The sequence below is a fragment of the Gaetbulibacter sp. M240 genome (assembly GCF_043876815.1).
In the GTDB taxonomy this organism is placed as follows: domain Bacteria; phylum Bacteroidota; class Bacteroidia; order Flavobacteriales; family Flavobacteriaceae; genus Gaetbulibacter_A.
Genome location: NZ_JBAWKA010000001.1, coordinates 1271709 through 1294329 on the forward strand (window position 1 = coordinate 1271709; position 22621 = coordinate 1294329).

At 39.8% G+C, this 22621-nt stretch carries 6 protein-coding genes; 5 read left to right on the top strand and 1 reads right to left on the bottom strand.

Annotation, left to right across the window (positions count from 1 at the left end):
* The first annotated feature begins 135 nt into the window (after positions 1-135).
* From V8G61_RS05480 to V8G61_RS05500, 5 genes are all read left to right on the top strand, one after another.
* Positions 136-9792: a T9SS type B sorting domain-containing protein gene (locus V8G61_RS05480; protein WP_394874464.1), complete on the top strand. Its 9657-nt coding sequence runs from the start codon at positions 136-138 to the stop codon at positions 9790-9792.
* 168 nt (positions 9793-9960) lie between these two features.
* Positions 9961-10953 (top strand): type IX secretion system membrane protein PorP/SprF, encoded by a 993-nt coding sequence (locus V8G61_RS05485; protein WP_394874465.1) that lies wholly within the window; start codon positions 9961-9963, stop codon positions 10951-10953.
* 301 nt (positions 10954-11254) lie between these two features.
* Complete coding sequence (locus V8G61_RS05490; RefSeq protein ID WP_394874466.1) at positions 11255-19591, top strand: T9SS type B sorting domain-containing protein; 8337 nt, start codon at positions 11255-11257, stop codon at positions 19589-19591.
* 168 nt (positions 19592-19759) lie between these two features.
* Entirely contained in the window at positions 19760-20752 is a 993-nt protein-coding gene (locus V8G61_RS05495) for a type IX secretion system membrane protein PorP/SprF (protein ID WP_394874467.1), read from the top strand.
* Positions 20753-20835: 83 nt separating this feature from the next.
* Positions 20836-21258, top strand: a complete 423-nt coding sequence (locus V8G61_RS05500) for a secondary thiamine-phosphate synthase enzyme YjbQ (RefSeq protein WP_394874468.1) — start codon at positions 20836-20838, stop codon at positions 21256-21258.
* A 56-nt stretch (positions 21259-21314) separates the two neighbouring features.
* Here the strand turns inward: V8G61_RS05500 and V8G61_RS05505 are convergent, their stop codons facing one another.
* Positions 21315-22388, bottom strand: a complete 1074-nt coding sequence (locus V8G61_RS05505) for a hypothetical protein (protein ID WP_394874469.1) — start codon at positions 22386-22388, stop codon at positions 21315-21317.
* Positions 22389-22621 lie beyond the last annotated feature (233 nt).

Consider the following 22621-nt stretch of genomic DNA (forward strand, 5'->3'; position numbering starts at 1 on the left):
TAAATACAAAATATATAGATGATCGGTAAAAAACCATCTGTAATGTATTTACGTAGGTTTTATTAAAAAAATTTATTATTTGCTATTAAGTCTTCTTTTTTTACCCAAAGAAAGAGAAGGTAAAAACTAACCACCATGAACAAAACTACTTATAACAACTCTTTACTTGTTCTATTGTTTCTGTTTCTGTCCTTTGAGGGCTTGGCTCAGACTTATAAAACGTTCACAATTCGAGAGAAAATTGACGTAAGAGGAAGTATGCTCGTTGTGGGTAATGCTATTCTAGGTCAAGACAATAACGACTTTAATTTAACGAATCGGGATAACCAGGATATCAATATGCAATATATTGATATTGACGGTGATCCATCTACTTTTAGTTCCAGTAGTGCCGATATAATTCTACCCAATCAGGAAGACGGGAGTGCTACGACTTGTTATCGCGTAGCTTATGCCGGTTTGTATTGGGGAGCAATTCTTCAAAATGGTGATCGAACTAACATTACCAATATCAAATTTAAACTCCCGGGAGTATCAACTTACAATGATATTGCTGGTGAATTAATTTATGATGCCATAGTTGACCCTATTGTTACAGTTTCCGGTGAACCTGGAAACACGCCTTATGCCTGTTATGCCGATGTTACCGATATAGTTTCCGGTTTATCTGATGTTGAAGGAACCTACACGGTTGCTAATGTTACCTCGAGTGAAGGTTTTAATAATTCTACCGGTTTTGCGGCGGGTTGGACTTTAGTTATTATTTACGAAGATCCTAATTTGCACACTAAATCTTTTAATTTGTTTGACGGGTTTAGTCATATTTTTGATGGACATTATGAAGAAGTTCCAGTAAGTGGATTTACAACGCCTCCTGTTGGAAATATCGATTTACAATTTGCTTATGCCGCTTTAGATGGTGATAGAACAAAACGAGCTACCAAATTAGAGATTAATGGTAAAGAGGTTACAACCGATGAAAGAAGTGCCAATAAGTTTTTTGGTTCTGTAATTGAGAATCGTGGTTTCGGTCAAACGCCAAACCCTCCAAGTATTAATTATCCTAGAGTACCTAATAGTCAAAACACTTTAGGTTTTGATACTGGTTTTTTAGAAGTAGAGGGAGCTGAACCGGAATATATTAAAAACAATGTTAATAACGCCAGTTTTGTGTTACAAGTGGCACAAGGCCAAGCTGACCCCATTTTTGCATATTTTGGGGCTTTCGCAGTAGATATTATTGCGCCGGATATCGATCTAACAAAAACTGTTTCAGACACATCCGGAAATGACATTGATGGAGAAGGTGTTAATCTAGGACAACAACTTTTCTATGATATCACCTATCAAAGTGTGGGTAATGATAATGTTACAAATTTTACGATTAAAGATATTTTACCGGATAATATTGTTTTCGATCCCAATACAGATATAGATTTAACCAATGCTGGCGGAGCTACATTACAATCCTACGACCCTGTAACACGAACCATTATTTTTAGTATCCCTGATGGCTCAGTGGAAGTTAATGATCCCAGTTTTGTAATACGACTGGCCATACAGGTGGTTCCCGATTGTTATTCTTTAGCTCAAGCTTGTTCAAATGAAATTTTGAATCAGGCTTTTGCGACGTATCAGGGAGTCATCAACCCTGCCGTTATTCAAGAGGAAGGTAGTTTTGCCAATACGGAATGTTTGAGTGAACCCGGACCTGCTAATTTCATTGTTGATATTTCGAATTGTGATTTTCAGAAGAATGAAATTTTGTGTGGTGAAAGTGTGGTTCTTACTGCCGCTGGTGGATATGATAGTTATTCGTGGTCAACCGATCCTTCCGGATCTCCTGTAATTGCTACAACTCAAACCTATACAGCTACTCAAACCGGGACGTATTACGTTAACAATACAACAAATTCAACGTGTATTTCTATTAATGAAACCTTTACTGTTAGTCCATACGGAAGTACGACTACTAATCCGGTAATACCTTATGCCGATTTAACACCTGTTTGCCCCAATGATGGTAAGGTTTTGCCTTATATTTTTCTTTGTGGTCTTAATGATATTCGTCAAATTCAAACAAATATTAGTGATGCGGTTTCGATTATCTGGGAGAAACTGGATGAAACCAGTTGTCCGGAAGTTGGTATTGACGATTGTGCTAATGAAAATGATACTTGTACCTGGAATCAGGTAGCTACCGGTCCCGATTATACTGCTAATGATGCAGGTCAGTTTAGATTGGTTATTAATTATCCAGGTGGATGTTTCAGTATTTTTTATTTTAATGTTTATCAAAACCTTTTAAATCCTACAATTAGTGGACAGGATATTATTTGTACAACTCCTGGTTCAGTGACTGCGGGAAATGTTCCTTCAGGATATGAATTCAGTTTGGATCCAAATGGACCTTTTCAGGCCTCTAATACCTTTAATGTTACAACTCCGGGCTATTATACTATTTATTTAAGACAAACAGAAGCTAATTCATTCCCTTGTATTTTTGAAACACCAAGTGTTTATGTTAGAGACCGTGATTTTAGTGTTACTTCAACAGTTACGCAGCCGGTTTGTTATGGAGATACAGGAAGTATTCAGTTGGCTGTTAATAATGCCCTACCACAATATTACTATAGCATTTCTACCGGTGGAACCCAAGTGGATAGTGTTGGACCAATTAATGCCAGCGATTACACCTTTGAATCTTTGAATCCTGGTACTTATACCGTTAATGTAAGTACAGATGACGGTTGTGTTTACACGGAAGTTATAGATATTATAGAACCGCCTTTACTAACAGCAACTGCTGCGCTTACACAACCACTTACTTGTACAGATGGTGAAATAACGGTGACTCCTAATGGTGGAACACCTCCGTATCAATATTACGTGAATGGAAATGCCATTTCTCAAGATTCAAATATTGTCGTGGTTCCAACAGCAGGCACCTATGAAATTACGGTTTTAGATTTTAATAATTGTTCAACCTCAGTTTCACTTACTGTTGATGCTATTTTACCTCCAGAATTCACTATTTCTCAAACGGATATTTTATGTGCCGATGATCCAAATTCAGGTTCCATTATTATAAACGTAACAAATGCGAATGGGAATACGCTTGCATATAGCATTGATAATGGAGTTACCTTTGTGAGCTCGCCGAATTTTACAGGTCTTGCAGTAGGATCTTATGATGTTGTGGTGCAATACACTATAGACGGTGATTTATGTACAACAGCCCCACAAACTATTACAATTACATCTACAGATCCTATTATAGGAATAGCTACTTTAACAACGCCTTATACCTGTACAACTGATGGAATCATTACGGTTTCGGGAGTTTCTGGAGGAACGCCACCATACATGTACAGTATTGATGGCATAAACTTTCAAACCGGAACAACTTTTGGTGGTTTAACGGCAGGAACATATACTGTTACAATTCAGGATGCTAATAATTGTTCAACGGCATTGACACCTATCACAATTGATCCATTGGATCCACCAATCGATCTTAGTTTCAGCAGCGCTCCTTTGAGTTGTACCAATACAACAACTTCAGTAACCCTTTCAACTACAGGAGGTACAAGTCCACTGGAGTATCAAATTATTGCACCTTCAGGGGCTGTTACGCCGTATCAATCTTCAAATACGTTTTCAGGATTAGGTTCAGGAACATACACCTTTGAAGTTAGAGATGCTAATAACTGTACCTATAGTGAATCTTATACCATTACCCCTTTACCCGTAATCGCTGTTACAGGAGAGGTTCTAAGCAATGTTACTTGTGCCGGTGGTGCGAACGGTGGTGTTATTTTTAGAGTTTCAGGCTCAACAAACTTTACATACTCGGTTAATGGTGGTGCTTCTAACGCTGGAACGACACCAATTAATTTAGCGGGGTTACCTGCAGGAACTTATACGATAGATGTTGTTGATTCAGATACCGGGTGCACGGATAGTGCAAGTGTCACTGTTACTGAGCCGGTAAGTGCAATTTCGGTAAATGCCACAGCAACAAATATTAATTGTAACAACGACCTTTCAGACATAACCATAAATGCATCCGGCGGAACACCGAATTACGAACACGCGGTGGTAATTGCAGGAGGGGCTTCTCCAACAAATTCAAATTACACATCAAAAAATGTAATTTCTGTTGATACGAATAACGGTGCTGATTTAAATTGGGATGTTTATGTGCGCGATTTGAACGGTTGTATAGAGATGACAACAATTACTATTGCTCAAGATGATTTACCTACTGTTACAGCTCCAATAGTTGATAACCAATGTACTGCTAATTCCGGATTTACCTTTACGGTTTCTGCGACTGGTCAAGCACCTTTATCTTACAGTATAAATGGAGGAGCTTCATATCAGACAAGCCCAACTTTTACGGTAAATTCCCCAGGGAGTTATACCGTTACTGTAAGAGATGCTAATGGTTGTACTGCAACAAGTTCAACCACTACAGATGTGTTCCCACCGATAACGGTAAGTGCTTCTCTAACAAAAGATATTTCTTGTAGTTTACCAACAAATGCTATAATTGATATTACAGCTTCAGGGGGTGAAGGCACTTATTCTTATGAAGTGAGTTCTGATGCCGGAATAACTTACATGCCGATTGGAGGTAGCACGTATACAACAGCTACTCCAGGAACGTATCAATTTAGAGTTACTGATGGTAACGGATGTTCGCAAGAAACTAGTTCTGTAGTCGTAGATAATACAACACCTGTTGCTGTAAATGCTTCATCCATCGACCCTACTTGTAATGGTGGTACAGATGGTTCGATCTCATTAGTAGTTACCTCTGGTGAAGGGCCTTATTCATATAGTTTTGATGGAGGAACCACCTTTGGAAATTCTAGTGTTATAGGTGGACTACCAGCAGGAACATATAACTATGTTGTAAGAGACAGTCAAGGTTGTGAGGCTTTAGGAACAGTGAATTTAACTGACCCCGCGCCTTTTAATGTGACTATTCAAGCAAATCCAATACTTTGTGGTTCCGCACCAACACCGGGTAGTATTGATGTGACAATTAATTCAGGTGGTGTTGCCCCATTTACATATACTTTGTTCGATAATAGCGCTACACAGGTAGAAACAAATACAACGACTTCAAATACATATAAGTTTAATAATTTATGGTTTGGCGATTACTATGTTACTATTGTTGATGCTAACGGATGTCAGTTTGTTAGTGTAGATTATAGAATTGAAACACCTCCATTTCTGGATTTAGATGCAGTTACCGCTGGTGGAACCTGTCCTGATGGTGCTACAGTTGATGTCTCAGTGAATTCAGGTGGAACCCCGAATTTCATTTATTCAATCTACGGACAGCCCGGAACAGAAACTGCACCAACGTCCGCAACAACGCACCCCTTTACGGGACTAGATCACGGTGTAACGTATTACTTTAAAGTTGAAGATTCAACGGGATGTTTTTCAATAATCGAGGTAACCACACCCACCTTATCTAATATTGTAATAGACCCGATTTCAACAACCAACGTTAATTGTTTCGGAGATACTGATGGTACTGTAACCTTTACGGTTTCTGATTATGAGGGAACCGTTACAACACTGAATTATGAGGTTCGAGATGCCTTAACTAATAATCCGGTTAGCCCGGCTATAAACGGAACGTTTACTGGTTTAACAGGAAGTCCTGCAAGTACAACAATTACAGGAATTCCAGCTGGAACTTACAGATTATTTGTAGAGGAAGCGAATGGCACCTTGTGTACAGCTGCTTCTGACTTCAGAATAACACAACCTGTTCAGTCATTAAATCTTGATTTGGTAGCAAACGTAAACGCTACCTGTAATGCGGATGCTCAAGTAACAGTAAGAGCCACTGGCGGAACAGGACCTTATTTATATGCTGCCGGGTCACCAGGTTTCACACCAACTGGTGGAGATTTTGGGTCAAATAATGTATTGAATTTAGATCCAACGATTAGAACGAACTGGGATATTTTGGTTGAAGATGCGAATGGATGTACAGCAAGAATCAATGTTGATATTGAAACGGATCCAGAACCAACAATCGCACCGATTCCACAACAATGTTTTGATGGTACACCTTTTATGATCACAGTGGTTGAGAGTTCAGGAACAACTATTACACCATTAGCTTACAGTATTGGTGGTGCTTTCCAGTCAAGCCCGGATTTTACCATTACTGCAGCTGGAACATATTCCGTAAGTATTAGAGATGGTAATGGTTGTATTGTTTCAACAAGTTATGTTGTAGAACCACCAATATTATTAGATAGTAATCTGACTCAGGATCTTACTTGTGCGGTAGATGCTACAATCGATTTAACAGCAAGTGGAGGTACAGGTTTATATAGCTCTTATGAAGTAAGTTCTGATGGAGGTTTGAATTTTACTGTTCTTGCCGGACCAACATTTACCACTTCAACTGATGGAACTTATATTTTCAGAGTGACCGACTCTCAAGGATGTCAGGCTTTTTCTCAGGAAGTTGTGGTAACACCTAATACAATTCCAACATTTACAACATCCACAACCGATATAACGTGTAATGGTGCTTCAGATGGAACTATTGTAATTACAGCGTCCAACGGTATAACACCCTATATGTATAGTATTGATGGTGGGGCTAATTTTCAAGGTTCCAATATATTCACAAATTTATCAGCAGGAACCTATGATATTGTTGTAAGAGATGATAAGGATTGTGATTCAGCAACATCTACAGTGACTATTTCAGAGCCAGCTGTTTTAAATGGTTCGGGAAGTTTAACACAAAGCTTTAGTTGTGATGCATCCAATCAAGCAGCTCCTGCAGTTATAACCATTACAGCTTCAGGTGGTACTATGCCTTACAGTTATAGCATCAATGGTTCAACCTATTTTAGTTCAAATACATTTAATATTTATGATGATGGAACGGTTCAAAATATTACAGTTTTTGTAAGAGATGCAAATGGCTGCGAAGTAACTGATACCGTAATCGTAGATCCTCTACCTGTATTTACTGGAACATCCGTTGCTGAGGTAACTCCAATTGATTGTAATAGTTCAGGTAGTATTTCAATAAGTGTAACAGGCGGTTCAGGAAACTTCAGTTATCAAATGTTACCTGATGGAACACCACAAGCTTCAAATATTTTCAGTATAACCGAACCTGGTGATTATTACTTCCAGGTGAACGATCTTGATACAGGATGTAGTATTGTAACTGATGCCTATACTGTGCCTCCGTTTGATACCATAGAAGTTCAAGCCACACCAACAACCACCATCACCTGTTTTGGTGACACCAATGGAGAATTAGAGTTTACGGTTAGTGGATATACAGGTAATTACACGTATGAAGTATTGGATAATACAGGTGCTACTATTTTAGGCCCAACAGCTGGGAACACCTCTACAAATCCACTAACGGTAAGTGGTTTATCTGGTGGTAATTACAGCATTAGAGTTACAGAGACTGACAGTCCGTTTTGTGTGGCGACATCCAATGTGATCATGATAGCGTCGCCGTCTGAGGCTTTGGTGCTATCGGCGAATGAGACTTCCAATGTAACTTGTGATAATAACGCAGGCACGATAACAGCGACAGCCACAGGCGGCTGGGGTAGCTATGAGTATGAACTTACAGGTTCAGCTACGGTAGCATACTCATCAAATGGTACTTTTAGAAATTTATCAGCAGGCACCTATACGGTAAATGTACGGGATGCTGGAGGCTGTATAGCTTCGCAAACACTGACCTTAGTGATACCACCACCAATTACCGCTATTGTAACAGCCAATACAACGACCTTAACGTGTTTTGGTGATACCGATGCTGTGATTACGGTAAGTGGCGAAAGCGGTGGTCAGGGTAGTAATTATAGTTATATCCTGCATCAAACAGCACCAACGGTTAGCAGTTCAGGTCCACAGGCCTCTGGGGTATTTAGCGGACTAGGCGCAGGGACATATAGGATAGAGGTTATCGATGGTTATAACTGTTCGTATAACTCACCGGATATTACCATTACTGAACCTACGGAGATCCAGGCAGATCTGGTAAAATCCAGTACCCCAACCTGTACCACAGATGCGCAGTTAACGCTGAGCGCTAGTGGTGGCACAGGCCCTTACCAGTACAGTGATGATCCAAATTTTGGAACCGTACTGGGAAGCTTTACAAGTTCAACCACGTTCTCAGTAACACCGGGTACGTATCAATACTATGTACGCGATGCTATGGGCTGTGTGGCCAATGCCTCGAATGCTATTACGGTAGATCCGTTGCCACCACTGGTGATCAACTTAGACTTAAGCAATGCCAGAGTGAACTGTGCGGGAGACAGCACAGGCGTTATTGTGGCTGAAGCCGAAGGCGGCTTAGGCAATTATGTATATACCCTACAGGATGGTTCAGGGAATGCTGTAAGTCCTGTAACCCAGGATAGTCCTGGTGTGTTTACAAATTTACCGGCAGGCACTTATCAGGTAGTTGTAAGCAGTGGTGATTGTTTAGAGACTAGTGCTCCAATTACTATCACGGAACCGGCCGAGCCATTAACGGTAAGTTATAGCGTTACTAATGCGGCTTGTTTTGGAGACAGTACCGGTATTTTAGATATCACAGCCTCAGGCGGAACAGGTGTTATAAAATATGCGATATCACCAAGATTAGATCAATTCTTTGACACGTCAAGCTTTGATAATCTTCCTGCAGGAACATACCAGGCCTTAGTACAGGACGAACTGGGTTGTTATGTGATCTTTGATTTTGAGATCACAGAACCGGCTCCGGTATCTTTAAGTATCGTACCGAACTCGATAGTACCAGAGGCTTGTACCGGCGATATGAATGGCGCCTTTAGTGTAGAGATCACAGGCGGAACACTGCCCTATAGTGTGAGTCTGGATAATATAGATGGTCCGTATACCACAGGAGGTGCTACACAAACGCAGTTTGACTTTACGGGCTTAGCCGGAGGCAACCACATAGTTTATGTGATGGACGCTCAGGGCTGTTTCTCAGAATGGAACATCGACTTCCCGGCATCGGTACAAATAGAAGCTACGGTAGCTGTGGAATACTGTCGTGATGTTAATGATGCATCAACCAACACGGTTATTGTAACGGTAGATGATAGCTTAGTAGATCTGAATGATATAGATTACTCACTCGATGGCGGCGCTTATCAGGTAAGCAATACCTTTACCGATGTGGTACCGGGTAACCATTATATTACGGTACGCCATACCAATACCTGTGAGAAGCAGTATGATTTTACTGTGGACCAGTACGATCCTTTAACGATCAGTATTGCCGATGGAGAGCTGAATCAGGTAGTGATCGCTACCACAGGCGGCTCAGGTGATTATGATTATACGGTAACACTTCCTAACGGCACAACGGAATCTATAGGTAGTGAAGCGAGTTTCTATATCTATGAGTCAGGGAACTATACGGTAACGGTAACTGATAGTAATGGCTGTATCGCTTCAGCGAGTGGATACTTTGAATACATTGATATCTGTATTACGAATTACTTCACTCCAAATGGCGATGGACAGTTAGATGAGTGGGGTCCTGATTGTGCGAATCAGTTCCCGAATTTAACCTATAACATCTACGATCGATATGGACGCCGCGTAGCGACCTTACGACAAGGTCAGAAGTGGGATGGGAAGTATGATGGTAAGGAATTGCCAACGGGTGATTACTGGTATGTTATAGAGCTTAACGATAGTCGTGATGAGCGAAGTTTTGTAGGTCACTTTACTTTGTATCGTTAGCGAAGAGATATTAGAGAAGAGATATTAGAGAATAGAATATAGAAATTAGAATAGATCATAGCGTATATATCTAGTAAAAAAGATAGGGGACAGATAAGCAGCAAAGCGAACAAGAGATAAATTAAGAAGAAGAAAAAGAAAAAGAACAAAAAACCGAATACCAAAAACATGTATAAATCACGCAAACATATTGTAAGTCTTTGTTTATTATTCCTGATCGGAGTGATGGGTTATACGCAGGAGTTGAATCTTCCGGTATTTACGCAGTATTTAGCGGATAATAACTTTGTGGTCTCACCCACTTATGCGGGAATAGGCGATAACTTAAAGATACGCGCCAATGGCTTAACGCAGTGGGTTGGCATCAAAGGCGCACCGGATAACCAGTCGATATATGGTGATATTCGTATCGCCGATCGAACAGGTGTTGGTCTCTCGCTTTATAATGACAGAAATGGAAACACGATCCAAACAGGAGGGAAGCTCTCCTTTGCCCACCACCTGGTGCTGGATTATTATGCCAAGATGTACCTTTCCTTTGGTATCTCGTATAATATTAACAATTTTAGGATCGATATTAATAACTTCAATACGACTTTTGAGAATCCTACGATAGATCCCACGGTAACGGACGATCGGCGTACCACGAATCACAACTTCGATGTAGGGGTACTGTATAGATTACAAGGTTTTTTCTTTAGTTTGAATGCCAATAATATTTTGCCAAAGAATTTTGATGATCTGATTCGAAGAGCAGAGCCTAATTTATTGCTCAACTATCAGATCTACTCGGGGTATACCTTTCAGGGCCCTGGAAAGAGTGGTTTAGAGTTCGAGCCCTCGATCTACTATCAGATGTTCAGCAGTGATAAACGCTCGAGTACGGATTTAAACTTTAAGGTTAGAAAGTACAACAGGAGGGAAGATTACCTCTGGGCCGGGATCTCCTACCGCTATCTTAACGACCAGTTTTTAAAACCATTAAACATAGGTCCTATGGTAGGCTTCCAGAAAGATATCTTTTACTTTGGTTACGCCTATCAGATCACCACCAACGAATTATCAGGATACAACACCGGAACCCATGTGGTCACCATCGGCATAAACTTCCTGCAAGGGATCAGTAACTGTCCGTGTACTCAGGATCCTGTGCATCATTAAAAAATATAACAACTCTCAAAATAATATCTTTAAAATGACACCTTTCCTTTGAAAGGTGTTTTTTATTTATATCAGAAATATATTAAATTACCCGATGAAAGGTATGATTTATCGTTAAAAATCAAATATTAATGCTATCGATTATAATCCTATCAAATAAAGTAAGATATTAGTAAAACCAAATCCCTCTACTATGGACAACAAAGTCATTAAGTAGTTTCTTGCATACGTTAATATTATTAAATGAAATGTATGTAAAATTGAATTAGCGCCCAACCCCCAAAGACTAAACCGCTTATTTATGAAGAAAACTACCTTAACTAACCTGCTAAAGCTAATCTTTTTATTTGTTTTTGTGTTTCAAAGTGTAACAGCTTATGCACAATTACCCGTGCCATTTACGCCTCGTTTGCCAGACGGTAGTATCAAGGTGAAGGGAGATATTGTTTTAATTGGAAACAACATTATCACGGCAAAGGATCTTCCATTGCCTTATAATGGAACAGCTATTAATAATAGACAAGAAGGCGCCTACGTAAATGTAGCTAATGGTGGAGATACCTCTATTTTTAGTTCCAGTAGTGCCGATTTAGATATTAATAATTCCTGTAAACGAATCCTTTATGCCGGACTTTATTGGGCTTCGGTATATCCTTTGGAAGTGGCGAACAACCCCAATGATCAATTTGAAGGAACGCCCCGGTTGGAAGATTGGAATCAAATTAAATTTAAGATACCTAATGGAGATTTTATTGATTTAATCGCAGATAATAATGTTGACCCCGCTGGAGAAGAAGACGATATTATTTTCGATGGATTTGAATACTATGGTTCGGGAGTTACAAACTCTTTTAAAGATTCTCCAATTGTATGTTATAAAAATGTTACTAACTTATTACAGGGCTTAGAAGAAGCTGACGGAACCTATACGGTTGCAAACCAACGTGCTACACGTGGTTATAGAACAGGAGGGTGTTCTGCAGGTTGGACTTTGGTTGTAATTTATGAAAGTCCGTTATTGCCAAGTAAGTTCATTTCACTTTTTGATGGCTATGCAGGGGTTCAAAATACAACCCAATTAGATATTCCTGTTTCAGGGTTCCAAACCTTACCGGCACCGCTCCCGGTAAAAGCTCATGTTGGTGTAGCTGCCCTTGAGGGTGACTTTGGACTTCAAGGAGATTCCTATCAGTTTAAAGCAAATAACTCTCCCTCTTATGTCGTTTTAAGTGATGCCATTAATCAAGCAAACAATTTTTTTAATTCCACCATTACGAGGTTTGGTTCTCACGTCACCAATAGAAATCCTGCGAGTTTAAATACTTTAGGGTTGGATATTAACGACGTTAATATTCCAAATCCTAACAATGTTGTATTGCCAAATGACGTAACTGCAGGTGATTTAAGATTAACTACCAGTGGTGATGGTTATGGTGTTTATTTAACTTCGTTTGCAGTTGATATAATTGAACCCGACATACGCCTTACAAAAATTGTAGAGGATCCTTCAGGAAATGATATTAGTAACCAATATGTGAATTTAGGTGATGAGTTAAATTACGTCATTGGATTTCAAAATTTGGGTAACGATAACGCTAAAAACCTAATTATTCGTGATATTTTACCAGTAAATATAGAGTTTAATTATCCTGACAACTTAGCGGACCTTCCAGATGGGGTTAGCGTTCAAAGTTATAATCCGGCTACCAGAGAGCTTATTTTTCAGGTAGATGATTCAGTGGTTAAAATAAATGATCCTGAGCTTGAAATCCGATTTAAAGTAAATGTTGTTCGGTCTTGTAGTTTATTGAGTGATGCCTGTGCCAATAACATAAGTAACCAGGCATTTGTCACTTACAACGGAACAATAAATTCCGAGTATTCAATTACAGATGACCCAAGTTTTAGTTCGAATACTGGATGTCTAATAACACCTCAAGCTACTAACTTTTTGGCCGATCTGGATTGTTCTTTTGAAGAGGATGCAATACTCTGCGGAAGCAGCACAGTTTTAACAGCCGGTAATGGTTATGATACTTATTCTTGGTCAACAAATCCATCAGGTTCACCTGTGATTGGTACAAATCAATCATTAACTGTGACACAAACAGGAACATATTATGTTCACAATACAGCCGTGGCACCCTGTCAATCCATCGATCAAATTTTCAATGTTCAATTATTTGGAAGCACTATTCAGAACCCTTTGCTGCCATTTGGAGATCAAGTGGTTATTTGCCCAAATGATGGTGAACAATTACCGAATTTTTATTTGTGTGGTTTAAATGATACGCGCTTTATTCAAACCGGAATTAATGATACTACTTCGATTATTTGGGAACAATTAGATGAAACGAGCTGTTCGGCTGTTATCAACCAGAATTGTGCAAATGAATCGGATAGTTGTATTTGGAATCAAGTGCAAACCGGTCCGGATTATTTGATCGATACAAAAGGTCAATACCGAATCACTTTAAACTATGAAGGTGGTTGTTTCAATCAATTCTATTTTAATGTTTATAGCAATGTTTTAGAACCTACTGCATCAGCTAAAGACATTATTTGTACGACGCCCGGGGAAATTACAGTAAATAATGTACCAAGTGGCTACGAATTTAGCATTGATGGCGCTAATTATCAAGGTAGCAATACTTTTTCCATTCGAGCACCCGGGATCTATATGGTGTATATTCGACAAGTAGGAGTAACACCTAACCCATGTATTTTTACAGTACCGGATATTCAGGTGCGATCAAGAAATTTTTCGGCTTCACACATTATCACCCAACCTTATTGTAACGGCGGCCTAGGTAGTGTGTATCTCTCGGCTAATGATGCCAGGCCAAAGTATTATTTTTCTATTTCAAAAGGAGGCAACTTAGTGAATACTGTTGGACCGATTACAAATAATTATTATAACTTCTACAATTTGAATCCGGGTATTTATACGTTTTCTGTATCCACTGAGGATGGTTGTTTGTACTCCGAAGATATTGAAATTATTAACCCCCCTTTGCTTAAAGCAACAGCAGCTTTAACTAAGCCGTTAACCTGCACCGATGGTGAAATTACGGTGTATCCTGAAGGAGGAACACCGCCATATTTTTATTTCGTGAATAGTGCAACGGATTTTCAAACGGAAGCTGAAATTCCAGTTGTGAGCCCCGGGGTATTCAATATCACCGTTGTAGACTCTAACAACTGTTCAGCAGAGACGTCTATAACCGTTGATGCCGTTCCAGAACCCGAGTTTACCATATCTCAAAACAATATTTTGTGCGCCGAAGATGACCAGTCGGGAAGTATCGCAATAAATGTAAGCAATGCCCACGGAAATGCTTTGCAATACAGTATTGATAATGGTACAACCTTTTACAATTCTTCAGTATTCATGTGGCTTTCTGCAGGAGATTATGAGGTGGTTATTCAATATACCTCTGGTTCGGATGATTGTTTTACAGCCTCTCAAATGGTAACAATTACCACCGTACAACCAATAATAGGAACAGCAGCCTTAACAACATCATACACTTGTACTTCTAATGGTGTTATTACGGTATCGGATGTTTCGGGCGGAACGGCACCATATAGCTACAGTATTGATGGTATTAATTACCAGCTTTCTCAAACTTTCTCTGGGTTACAATCTGGCACTTATACTGTAATTATCCGTGATTCAAACAATTGTTCGAAGGCATTAACGCCGATAACCATAGATCAGCTTAATCCGCCTTCTGACATTATTTTTAGTGCTTCACCTCTAGATTGTATTTCCAATACTTCAGATGTAAGCTTAGCCGTCACCGGAGGAAGTGAGCCATTGGAATATCAAATTTCTGGTCCTTCTGTAGGAATTACGCCATACCAAAGTAGTAATGTTTTTCCAGGCTTAATGCCTGGTACATATACCTTCAGAGTTAGAGATGCTAATAATTGTACATATGCGGAATCTTATACCATTCAGCCATTACCATCATTTACCGTTAATACTAATATTACCAAAGCATTGGATTGTACCACATCACCGAATGGAACCATTTCAGGTACGATTTCTGGAGGTGCTGCACCTTATTCGTATCAGGTTTCTTATAACAGCGGCGTCTATGGTACTTCAACGGCTTTTTCAGGAAATACCTTCTCTTATACTGCTAGTACTGATGGTATGTATCAGTTCTTAATCACGGATACTAATGGGTGCACAACGGAATCGGGTGTGCAAACAATCAATCCTATATCACCCCCAGAAATCACCTCCGTTGTTCAAACACAATTCATTTCTTGTCAAGGTGATTCAAGTGCCGCAATTCAGGTAAATATCAATAATGTTGTTGGTGCACCAGCATTTCAAATAAATGTTTATAATCTAAGCACTAGTACGGAGTATGGAAATCAAACCTCTGGTTTACCTGCCGGTGATTACCGAATAACACTCACCGATGCCAATAGCTGTACTGATATTGAAAATATAACAATTTCTGAGCCTCAACCAATAATAGTTCAAGATAGTACCCTGCCAATAACCTGTAATGCAGGAGGTGTTTCTTTTGGTTCTGTTATTGTAGAAAGTGTTACTGGAGGAACCCCACCTTATAATTATTACGTTACCGGAACTAATGGATATTCAGCATCTGAATTAAATGCCTCCGGAACTACTTCTACAACTTTTAATGTGGTAGATTTTGGAATATATCAGATTTATGTGGTTGATGCCAACGGTTGCTCTGTTCTTGTGCAGGACGTTTTAGTAGCGTCTCCACCAAATGATTTGGATATAAATATTAACAGTACTGCAAATTGTATTACCGGTGGTGAAGCAGAAGTGAGTATTGGTAATACTATGACAAGCTCGGGGCCATTTTATTTCGATATTTATAGAGGAAGTATTCCTTCTCCACCTCCCGGAGGTACCTGGCAGGCAGAGGATGCTCTGGGTAGTAAAAAATCCACCTTTACCGGGTTGATTTCTGGTGTTACTTACACTTTTGTGGTTTATGATATGACTACAGGGTGTTTTTATTACGAAAAAGCAGTGCCCCCGATTCCTACTAATTCAACGTTAACTGTTTCGGCATTTACCTTCAATAACATTACTTGTGTTGGAAGTGCGGATGGTAATGTATCCTTTGATATTAATAGTAGTTATGGTGTACCGACAACTGTAAATTATGAAATTTATAATGCCTTATCTTTAACTACAACTGGGGTGAGCGGTAGTGGCGTTGTACCCGCAGGAGGAACCATTTCAATTTCTAATTTGGGTCTCCTTCCTTTCGGGAACTATGTGGTTATTATTACTGAAACTATTGGCCCAAATGCTTTGTGTAGTGTGGTTTCTCCCGAATTTAATATTACGGAATCTGCGATTGAATTAGGAATTTCGGCTACGGTTGAAAAGAATGCCAATTGTAATCCAAATTCAGGAGTCATTTTTGCACGTGGGGAAAATGGCACGCCGCCATATTCGTATCAGGTTACCACCTCGACAACTACACCATCTGTTTCAGATCCTTTATGGACATCTTCTAACACCTTTAGTTTAGATGCCAATAGCTATTACGTACATGTTAAAGATGCTTACAATTGTATTAAAACAACTTCGGTAATTGATCTTCCTCAGGATCCTGAACCTGTTATTACGGCTATCCTCGTTGATCAATGTGATATAGAAGAAGGGCAGTTTGAAATTACGGTAGATCTTACGACTTCAGGTATTGCGCCTCACAGTTATAGTGTTGATGGTGGCGCTTTTCAAACAAGATCAGCACCTTTTACAATTTCTAATTTAAATTCAGGAATACATACGTTTGAAGTACGCGATGCCAATGGTTGTGGAAATTCTGTATCAGTGACCATTGAAGCACCTTTATATGCCACGCCAGATATCATGGCAATTCCAACATGTAATGATAATGATGGAGAAATAACAATTAGTGCCACCGGAGGTTCTGGAAGTTATAATTATGCTATCAGTCCAAGTCCGGCTTCTGTTAGTCTAAGTGTTAATGTTTTTTCAGGGGTTCCTTCCGGAACGTATACGATAATAACAACGGATAATGTAACTGGATGTAGCGTGAGTTCAGAAATTTATTTACAAGAAACAACTGCGCCAATAATTACACCATCACCAACAACCACCATCACCTGTTTTGGTGACACCAATGGAGAATTAGAGTTTACGGTTAGTGGATATACAGGTAATTACACGTATGAAGTATTGGATAATACAGGTGCTACTATTTTAGGCCCAACAGCTGGGAACACCTCTACAAATCCACTAACGGTAAGTGGTTTATCTGGTGGTAATTACAGCATTAGAGTTACAGAGACTGACAGTCCGTTTTGTGTGGCGACATCCAATGTGATCATGATAGCGTCGCCGTCTGAGGCTTTGGTGCTATCGGCGAATGAGACTTCCAATGTAACTTGTGATAATAACGCAGGCACGATAACAGCGACAGCCACAGGCGGCTGGGGTAGCTATGAGTATGAACTTACAGGTTCAGCTACGGTAGCATACTCATCAAATGGTACTTTTAGAAATTTATCAGCAGGCACCTATACGGTAAATGTACGGGATGCTGGAGGCTGTATAGCTTCGCAAACACTGACCTTAGTGATACCACCACCAATTACCGCTATTGTAACAGCCAATACAACGACCTTAACGTGTTTTGGTGATACCGATGCTGTGATTACGGTAAGTGGCGAAAGCGGTGGTCAGGGTAGTAATTATAGTTATATCCTGCATCAAACAGCACCAACGGTTAGCAGTTCAGGTCCACAGGCCTCTGGGGTATTTAGCGGACTAGGCGCAGGGACATATAGGATAGAGGTTATCGATGGTTATAACTGTTCGTATAACTCACCGGATATTACCATTACTGAACCTACGGAGATCCAGGCAGATCTGGTAAAATCCAGTACCCCAACCTGTACCACAGATGCGCAGTTAACGCTGAGCGCTAGTGGTGGCACAGGCCCTTACCAGTACAGTGATGATCCAAATTTTGGAACCGTACTGGGAAGCTTTACAAGTTCAACCACGTTCTCAGTAACACCGGGTACGTATCAATACTATGTACGCGATGCTATGGGCTGTGTGGCCAATGCCTCGAATGCTATTACGGTAGATCCGTTGCCACCACTGGTGATCAACTTAGACTTAAGCAATGCCAGAGTGAACTGTGCGGGAGACAGCACAGGCGTTATTGTGGCTGAAGCCGAAGGCGGCTTAGGCAATTATGTATATACCCTACAGGATGGTTCAGGGAATGCTGTAAGTCCTGTAACCCAGGATAGTCCTGGTGTGTTTACAAATTTACCGGCAGGCACTTATCAGGTAGTTGTAAGCAGTGGTGATTGTTTAGAGACTAGTGCTCCAATTACTATCACGGAACCGGCCGAGCCATTAACGGTAAGTTATAGCGTTACTAATGCGGCTTGTTTTGGAGACAGTACCGGTATTTTAGATATCACAGCCTCAGGCGGAACAGGTGTTATAAAATATGCGATATCACCAAGATTAGATCAATTCTTTGACACGTCAAGCTTTGATAATCTTCCTGCAGGAACATACCAGGCCTTAGTACAGGACGAACTGGGTTGTTATGTGATCTTTGATTTTGAGATCACAGAACCGGCTCCGGTATCTTTAAGTATCGTACCGAACTCGATAGTACCAGAGGCTTGTACCGGCGATATGAATGGCGCCTTTAGTGTAGAGATCACAGGCGGAACACTGCCCTATAGTGTGAGTCTGGATAATATAGATGGTCCGTATACCACAGGAGGTGCTACACAAACGCAGTTTGACTTTACGGGCTTAGCCGGAGGCAACCACATAGTTTATGTGATGGACGCTCAGGGCTGTTTCTCAGAATGGAACATCGACTTCCCGGCATCGGTACAAATAGAAGCTACGGTAGCTGTGGAATACTGTCGTGATGTTAATGATGCATCAACCAACACGGTTATTGTAACGGTAGATGATAGCTTAGTAGATCTGAATGATATAGATTACTCACTCGATGGCGGCGCTTATCAGGTAAGCAATACCTTTACCGATGTGGTACCGGGTAACCATTATATTACGGTACGCCATACCAATACCTGTGAGAAGCAGTATGATTTTACTGTGGACCAGTACGATCCTTTAACGATCAGTATTGCCGATGGAGAGCTGAATCAGGTAGTGATCGCTACCACAGGCGGCTCAGGTGATTATGATTATACGGTAACACTTCCTAACGGCACAACGGAATCTATAGGTAGTGAAGCGAGTTTCTATATCTATGAGTCAGGGAACTATACGGTAACGGTAACTGATAGTAATGGCTGTATCGCTTCAGCGAGTGGATACTTTGAATACATTGATATCTGTATTACGAATTACTTCACTCCAAATGGCGATGGACAGTTAGATGAGTGGGGTCCTGATTGTGCGAATCAGTTCCCGAATTTAACCTATAACATCTACGATCGATATGGACGCCGCGTAGCGACCTTACGACAAGGTCAGAAGTGGGATGGGAAGTATGATGGTAAGGAATTGCCAACGGGTGATTACTGGTATGTTATAGAGCTTAACGATAGTCGTGATGAGCGAAGTTTTGTAGGTCACTTTACTTTGTATCGTTAGCGAAGAGATATTAGAGAAGAGATATTAGAGAATAGAATATAGAAATTAGAATAGATCATAGCGTATATATCTAGTAAAAAAGATAGGGGACAGATAAGCAGCAAAGCGAACAAGAGATAAATTAAGAAGAAGAAAAAGAAAAAGAACAAAAAACCGAATACCAAAAACATGTATAAATCACGCAAACATATTGTAAGTCTTTGTTTATTATTCCTGATCGGAGTGATGGGTTATACGCAGGAGTTGAATCTTCCGGTATTTACGCAGTATTTAGCGGATAATAACTTTGTGGTCTCACCCACTTATGCGGGAATAGGCGATAACTTAAAGATACGCGCCAATGGCTTAACGCAGTGGGTTGGCATCAAAGGCGCACCGGATAACCAGTCGATATATGGTGATATTCGTATCGCCGATCGAACAGGTGTTGGTCTCTCGCTTTATAATGACAGAAATGGAAACACGATCCAAACAGGAGGGAAGCTCTCCTTTGCCCACCACCTGGTGCTGGATTATTATGCCAAGATGTACCTTTCCTTTGGTATCTCGTATAATATTAACAATTTTAGGATCGATATTAATAACTTCAATACGACTTTTGAGAATCCTACGATAGATCCCACGGTAACGGACGATCGGCGTACCACGAATCACAACTTCGATGTAGGGGTACTGTATAGATTACAAGGTTTTTTCTTTAGTTTGAATGCCAATAATATTTTGCCAAAGAATTTTGATGATCTGATTCGAAGAGCAGAGCCTAATTTATTGCTCAACTATCAGATCTACTCGGGGTATACCTTTCAGGGCCCTGGAAAGAGTGGTTTAGAGTTCGAGCCCTCGATCTACTATCAGATGTTCAGCAGTGATAAACGCTCGAGTACGGATTTAAACTTTAAGGTTAGAAAGTACAACAGGAGGGAAGATTACCTCTGGGCCGGGATCTCCTACCGCTATCTTAACGACCAGTTTTTAAAACCATTAAACATAGGTCCTATGGTAGGCTTCCAGAAAGATATCTTTTACTTTGGTTACGCCTATCAGATCACCACCAACGAATTATCAGGATACAACACCGGAACCCATGTGGTAACCGTCGGCATAAACTTCCTGCAAGGGATCAGTAACTGTCCGTGTACTCAGGATCCTGTGCATCACTAGAAAAGACACGGAAGCCTTTTGTGTTAATTTGATTAAAAAGATTGGTATTTTTACGGTTCCATGAATCAAATTAAAAGGCTAGTATGAAATTTTTTCAAACAGAAATAAGTTTAGAACCTGCTTCACGAGGTTTTCATTTAATTACACACAAGGTACTAGAAGCCATTCCTGAATTACATGACATTAGGGTTGGACAACTGCAGGTTTTCATAAAACATACATCGGCAAGTTTAACGATAAATGAAAATGCAGATCCGACCGTAAGAATAGATTTTGAGAGTCATTTTAATAAAATGGTCCCTGAAAACGCACCGTATTATAAACATACATTGGAAGGCCCGGATGATATGCCAGCGCACATCAAAGCTTCATTATTAGATTCCTCAGTAACTTTACCGGTCACTAACGGCCAATTAAATTTAGGGATATGGCAAGGCATATATCTCTGTGAACATCGCGATCATGGAGGCTCTCGTAATTTGGTTATTACAGCTTTTGGGATATAAAAAAACCGGTTCAATTTTGAACCGGTTTTTTTACATTAAAATATGATTAGTATTTATTAAGGGGCGTAATTAAAGTACGTAGCCCACTGATTTCCTGGGAAATCACAACCATCAGCCCAAGCTGTTTCATCACAATCACCACAAGGTATTGGAACTGGGATAATTATTGGTTGATGAACACCATCATCTAAGATAACCATAGTGTTCTCTTCACATTCAGGACTATAACCTTCACCGTCTGTCATTGCTCTATTGTAAATTTCCATTCCGGCGATAGTAATATCTCCTGCAGGTAATTTAAGGTTTGCGTTACAAGAATTACATTCTTGGTTATTTAATAATTTCCAAAACGCCCATTGAATATTTCCATATAAATAGCCTTCGCCTAATAACAAGCTAGCATTGTTAAGTAACCATAATGCGTTATCAATATTATCAGATTGAGAAATTATTCCGGAAATATCATCACCTAGGGTAAGGACATTAAAGTCTTCGTAGCATGTTGTAGGATCAGAAAGAATAGATTTGCTTACGTCAGCACACCAACCCCAGTAAGATCCAGAAAGTGGTCCTTCAGCAATATCGACTTTAAAATAACCTTCTGCACCATCTATTAAACGACCTGAAGTTAAACAGAAATTCGCCATAGCAGGTAAAGAGGTATAGAACTCCTCAGTTGAACCTTCGGTAGTACATGTTACAACGGCATGGGCCGCAATATAAGTTCCTTCAGATGTAGGAACTTCATAAGATACGGTCGATTCACAATCATGTTCATCATTATACTCAAATTGGCCAATTTGTGGGTTTCCACCACCATTTACAGGAAAACCACTTTGAGTTTCTTCAACAGATAAATGTGTAGCCTTTATGCAGTAATCTGGATTCGTGATGTTATAAGTAATAGTATAGTAATCACCATCTACAGTTACTTCAACATTTCCAACTAAAATATCTTGTCCAGCATATAAATCAGCTACAGAAGCTGTAGTTTGACAATCATCCCATTCTGGTGCTTTATATTTAGAATCGGTTGATGTTACGCTGCTTTCTGAGCTTAGTGGTTCGGTTTGGCACCCTACAAAAATAAGCAGGGCCATAAGGCCAAAGAGGGATGTAATTTTTTTCATAATGGATTATTAAGTATTGATTAATAGCTTTTTATATTCACTGTTAATTAGTGAATTCAATTATTAAAAGTAGTTAAAAATATAATGTGAAATTTACTAATTAGATTACACGCTAGAAAATTCGCCAAACGGAATATTTTTAATTAGAAATCGATTATCTAGGTATTTTATCGATAAAATTTAAAGTAAATACTGGTATTGTTCAAATGTGATTTAAATTTTGCTATGTTTAT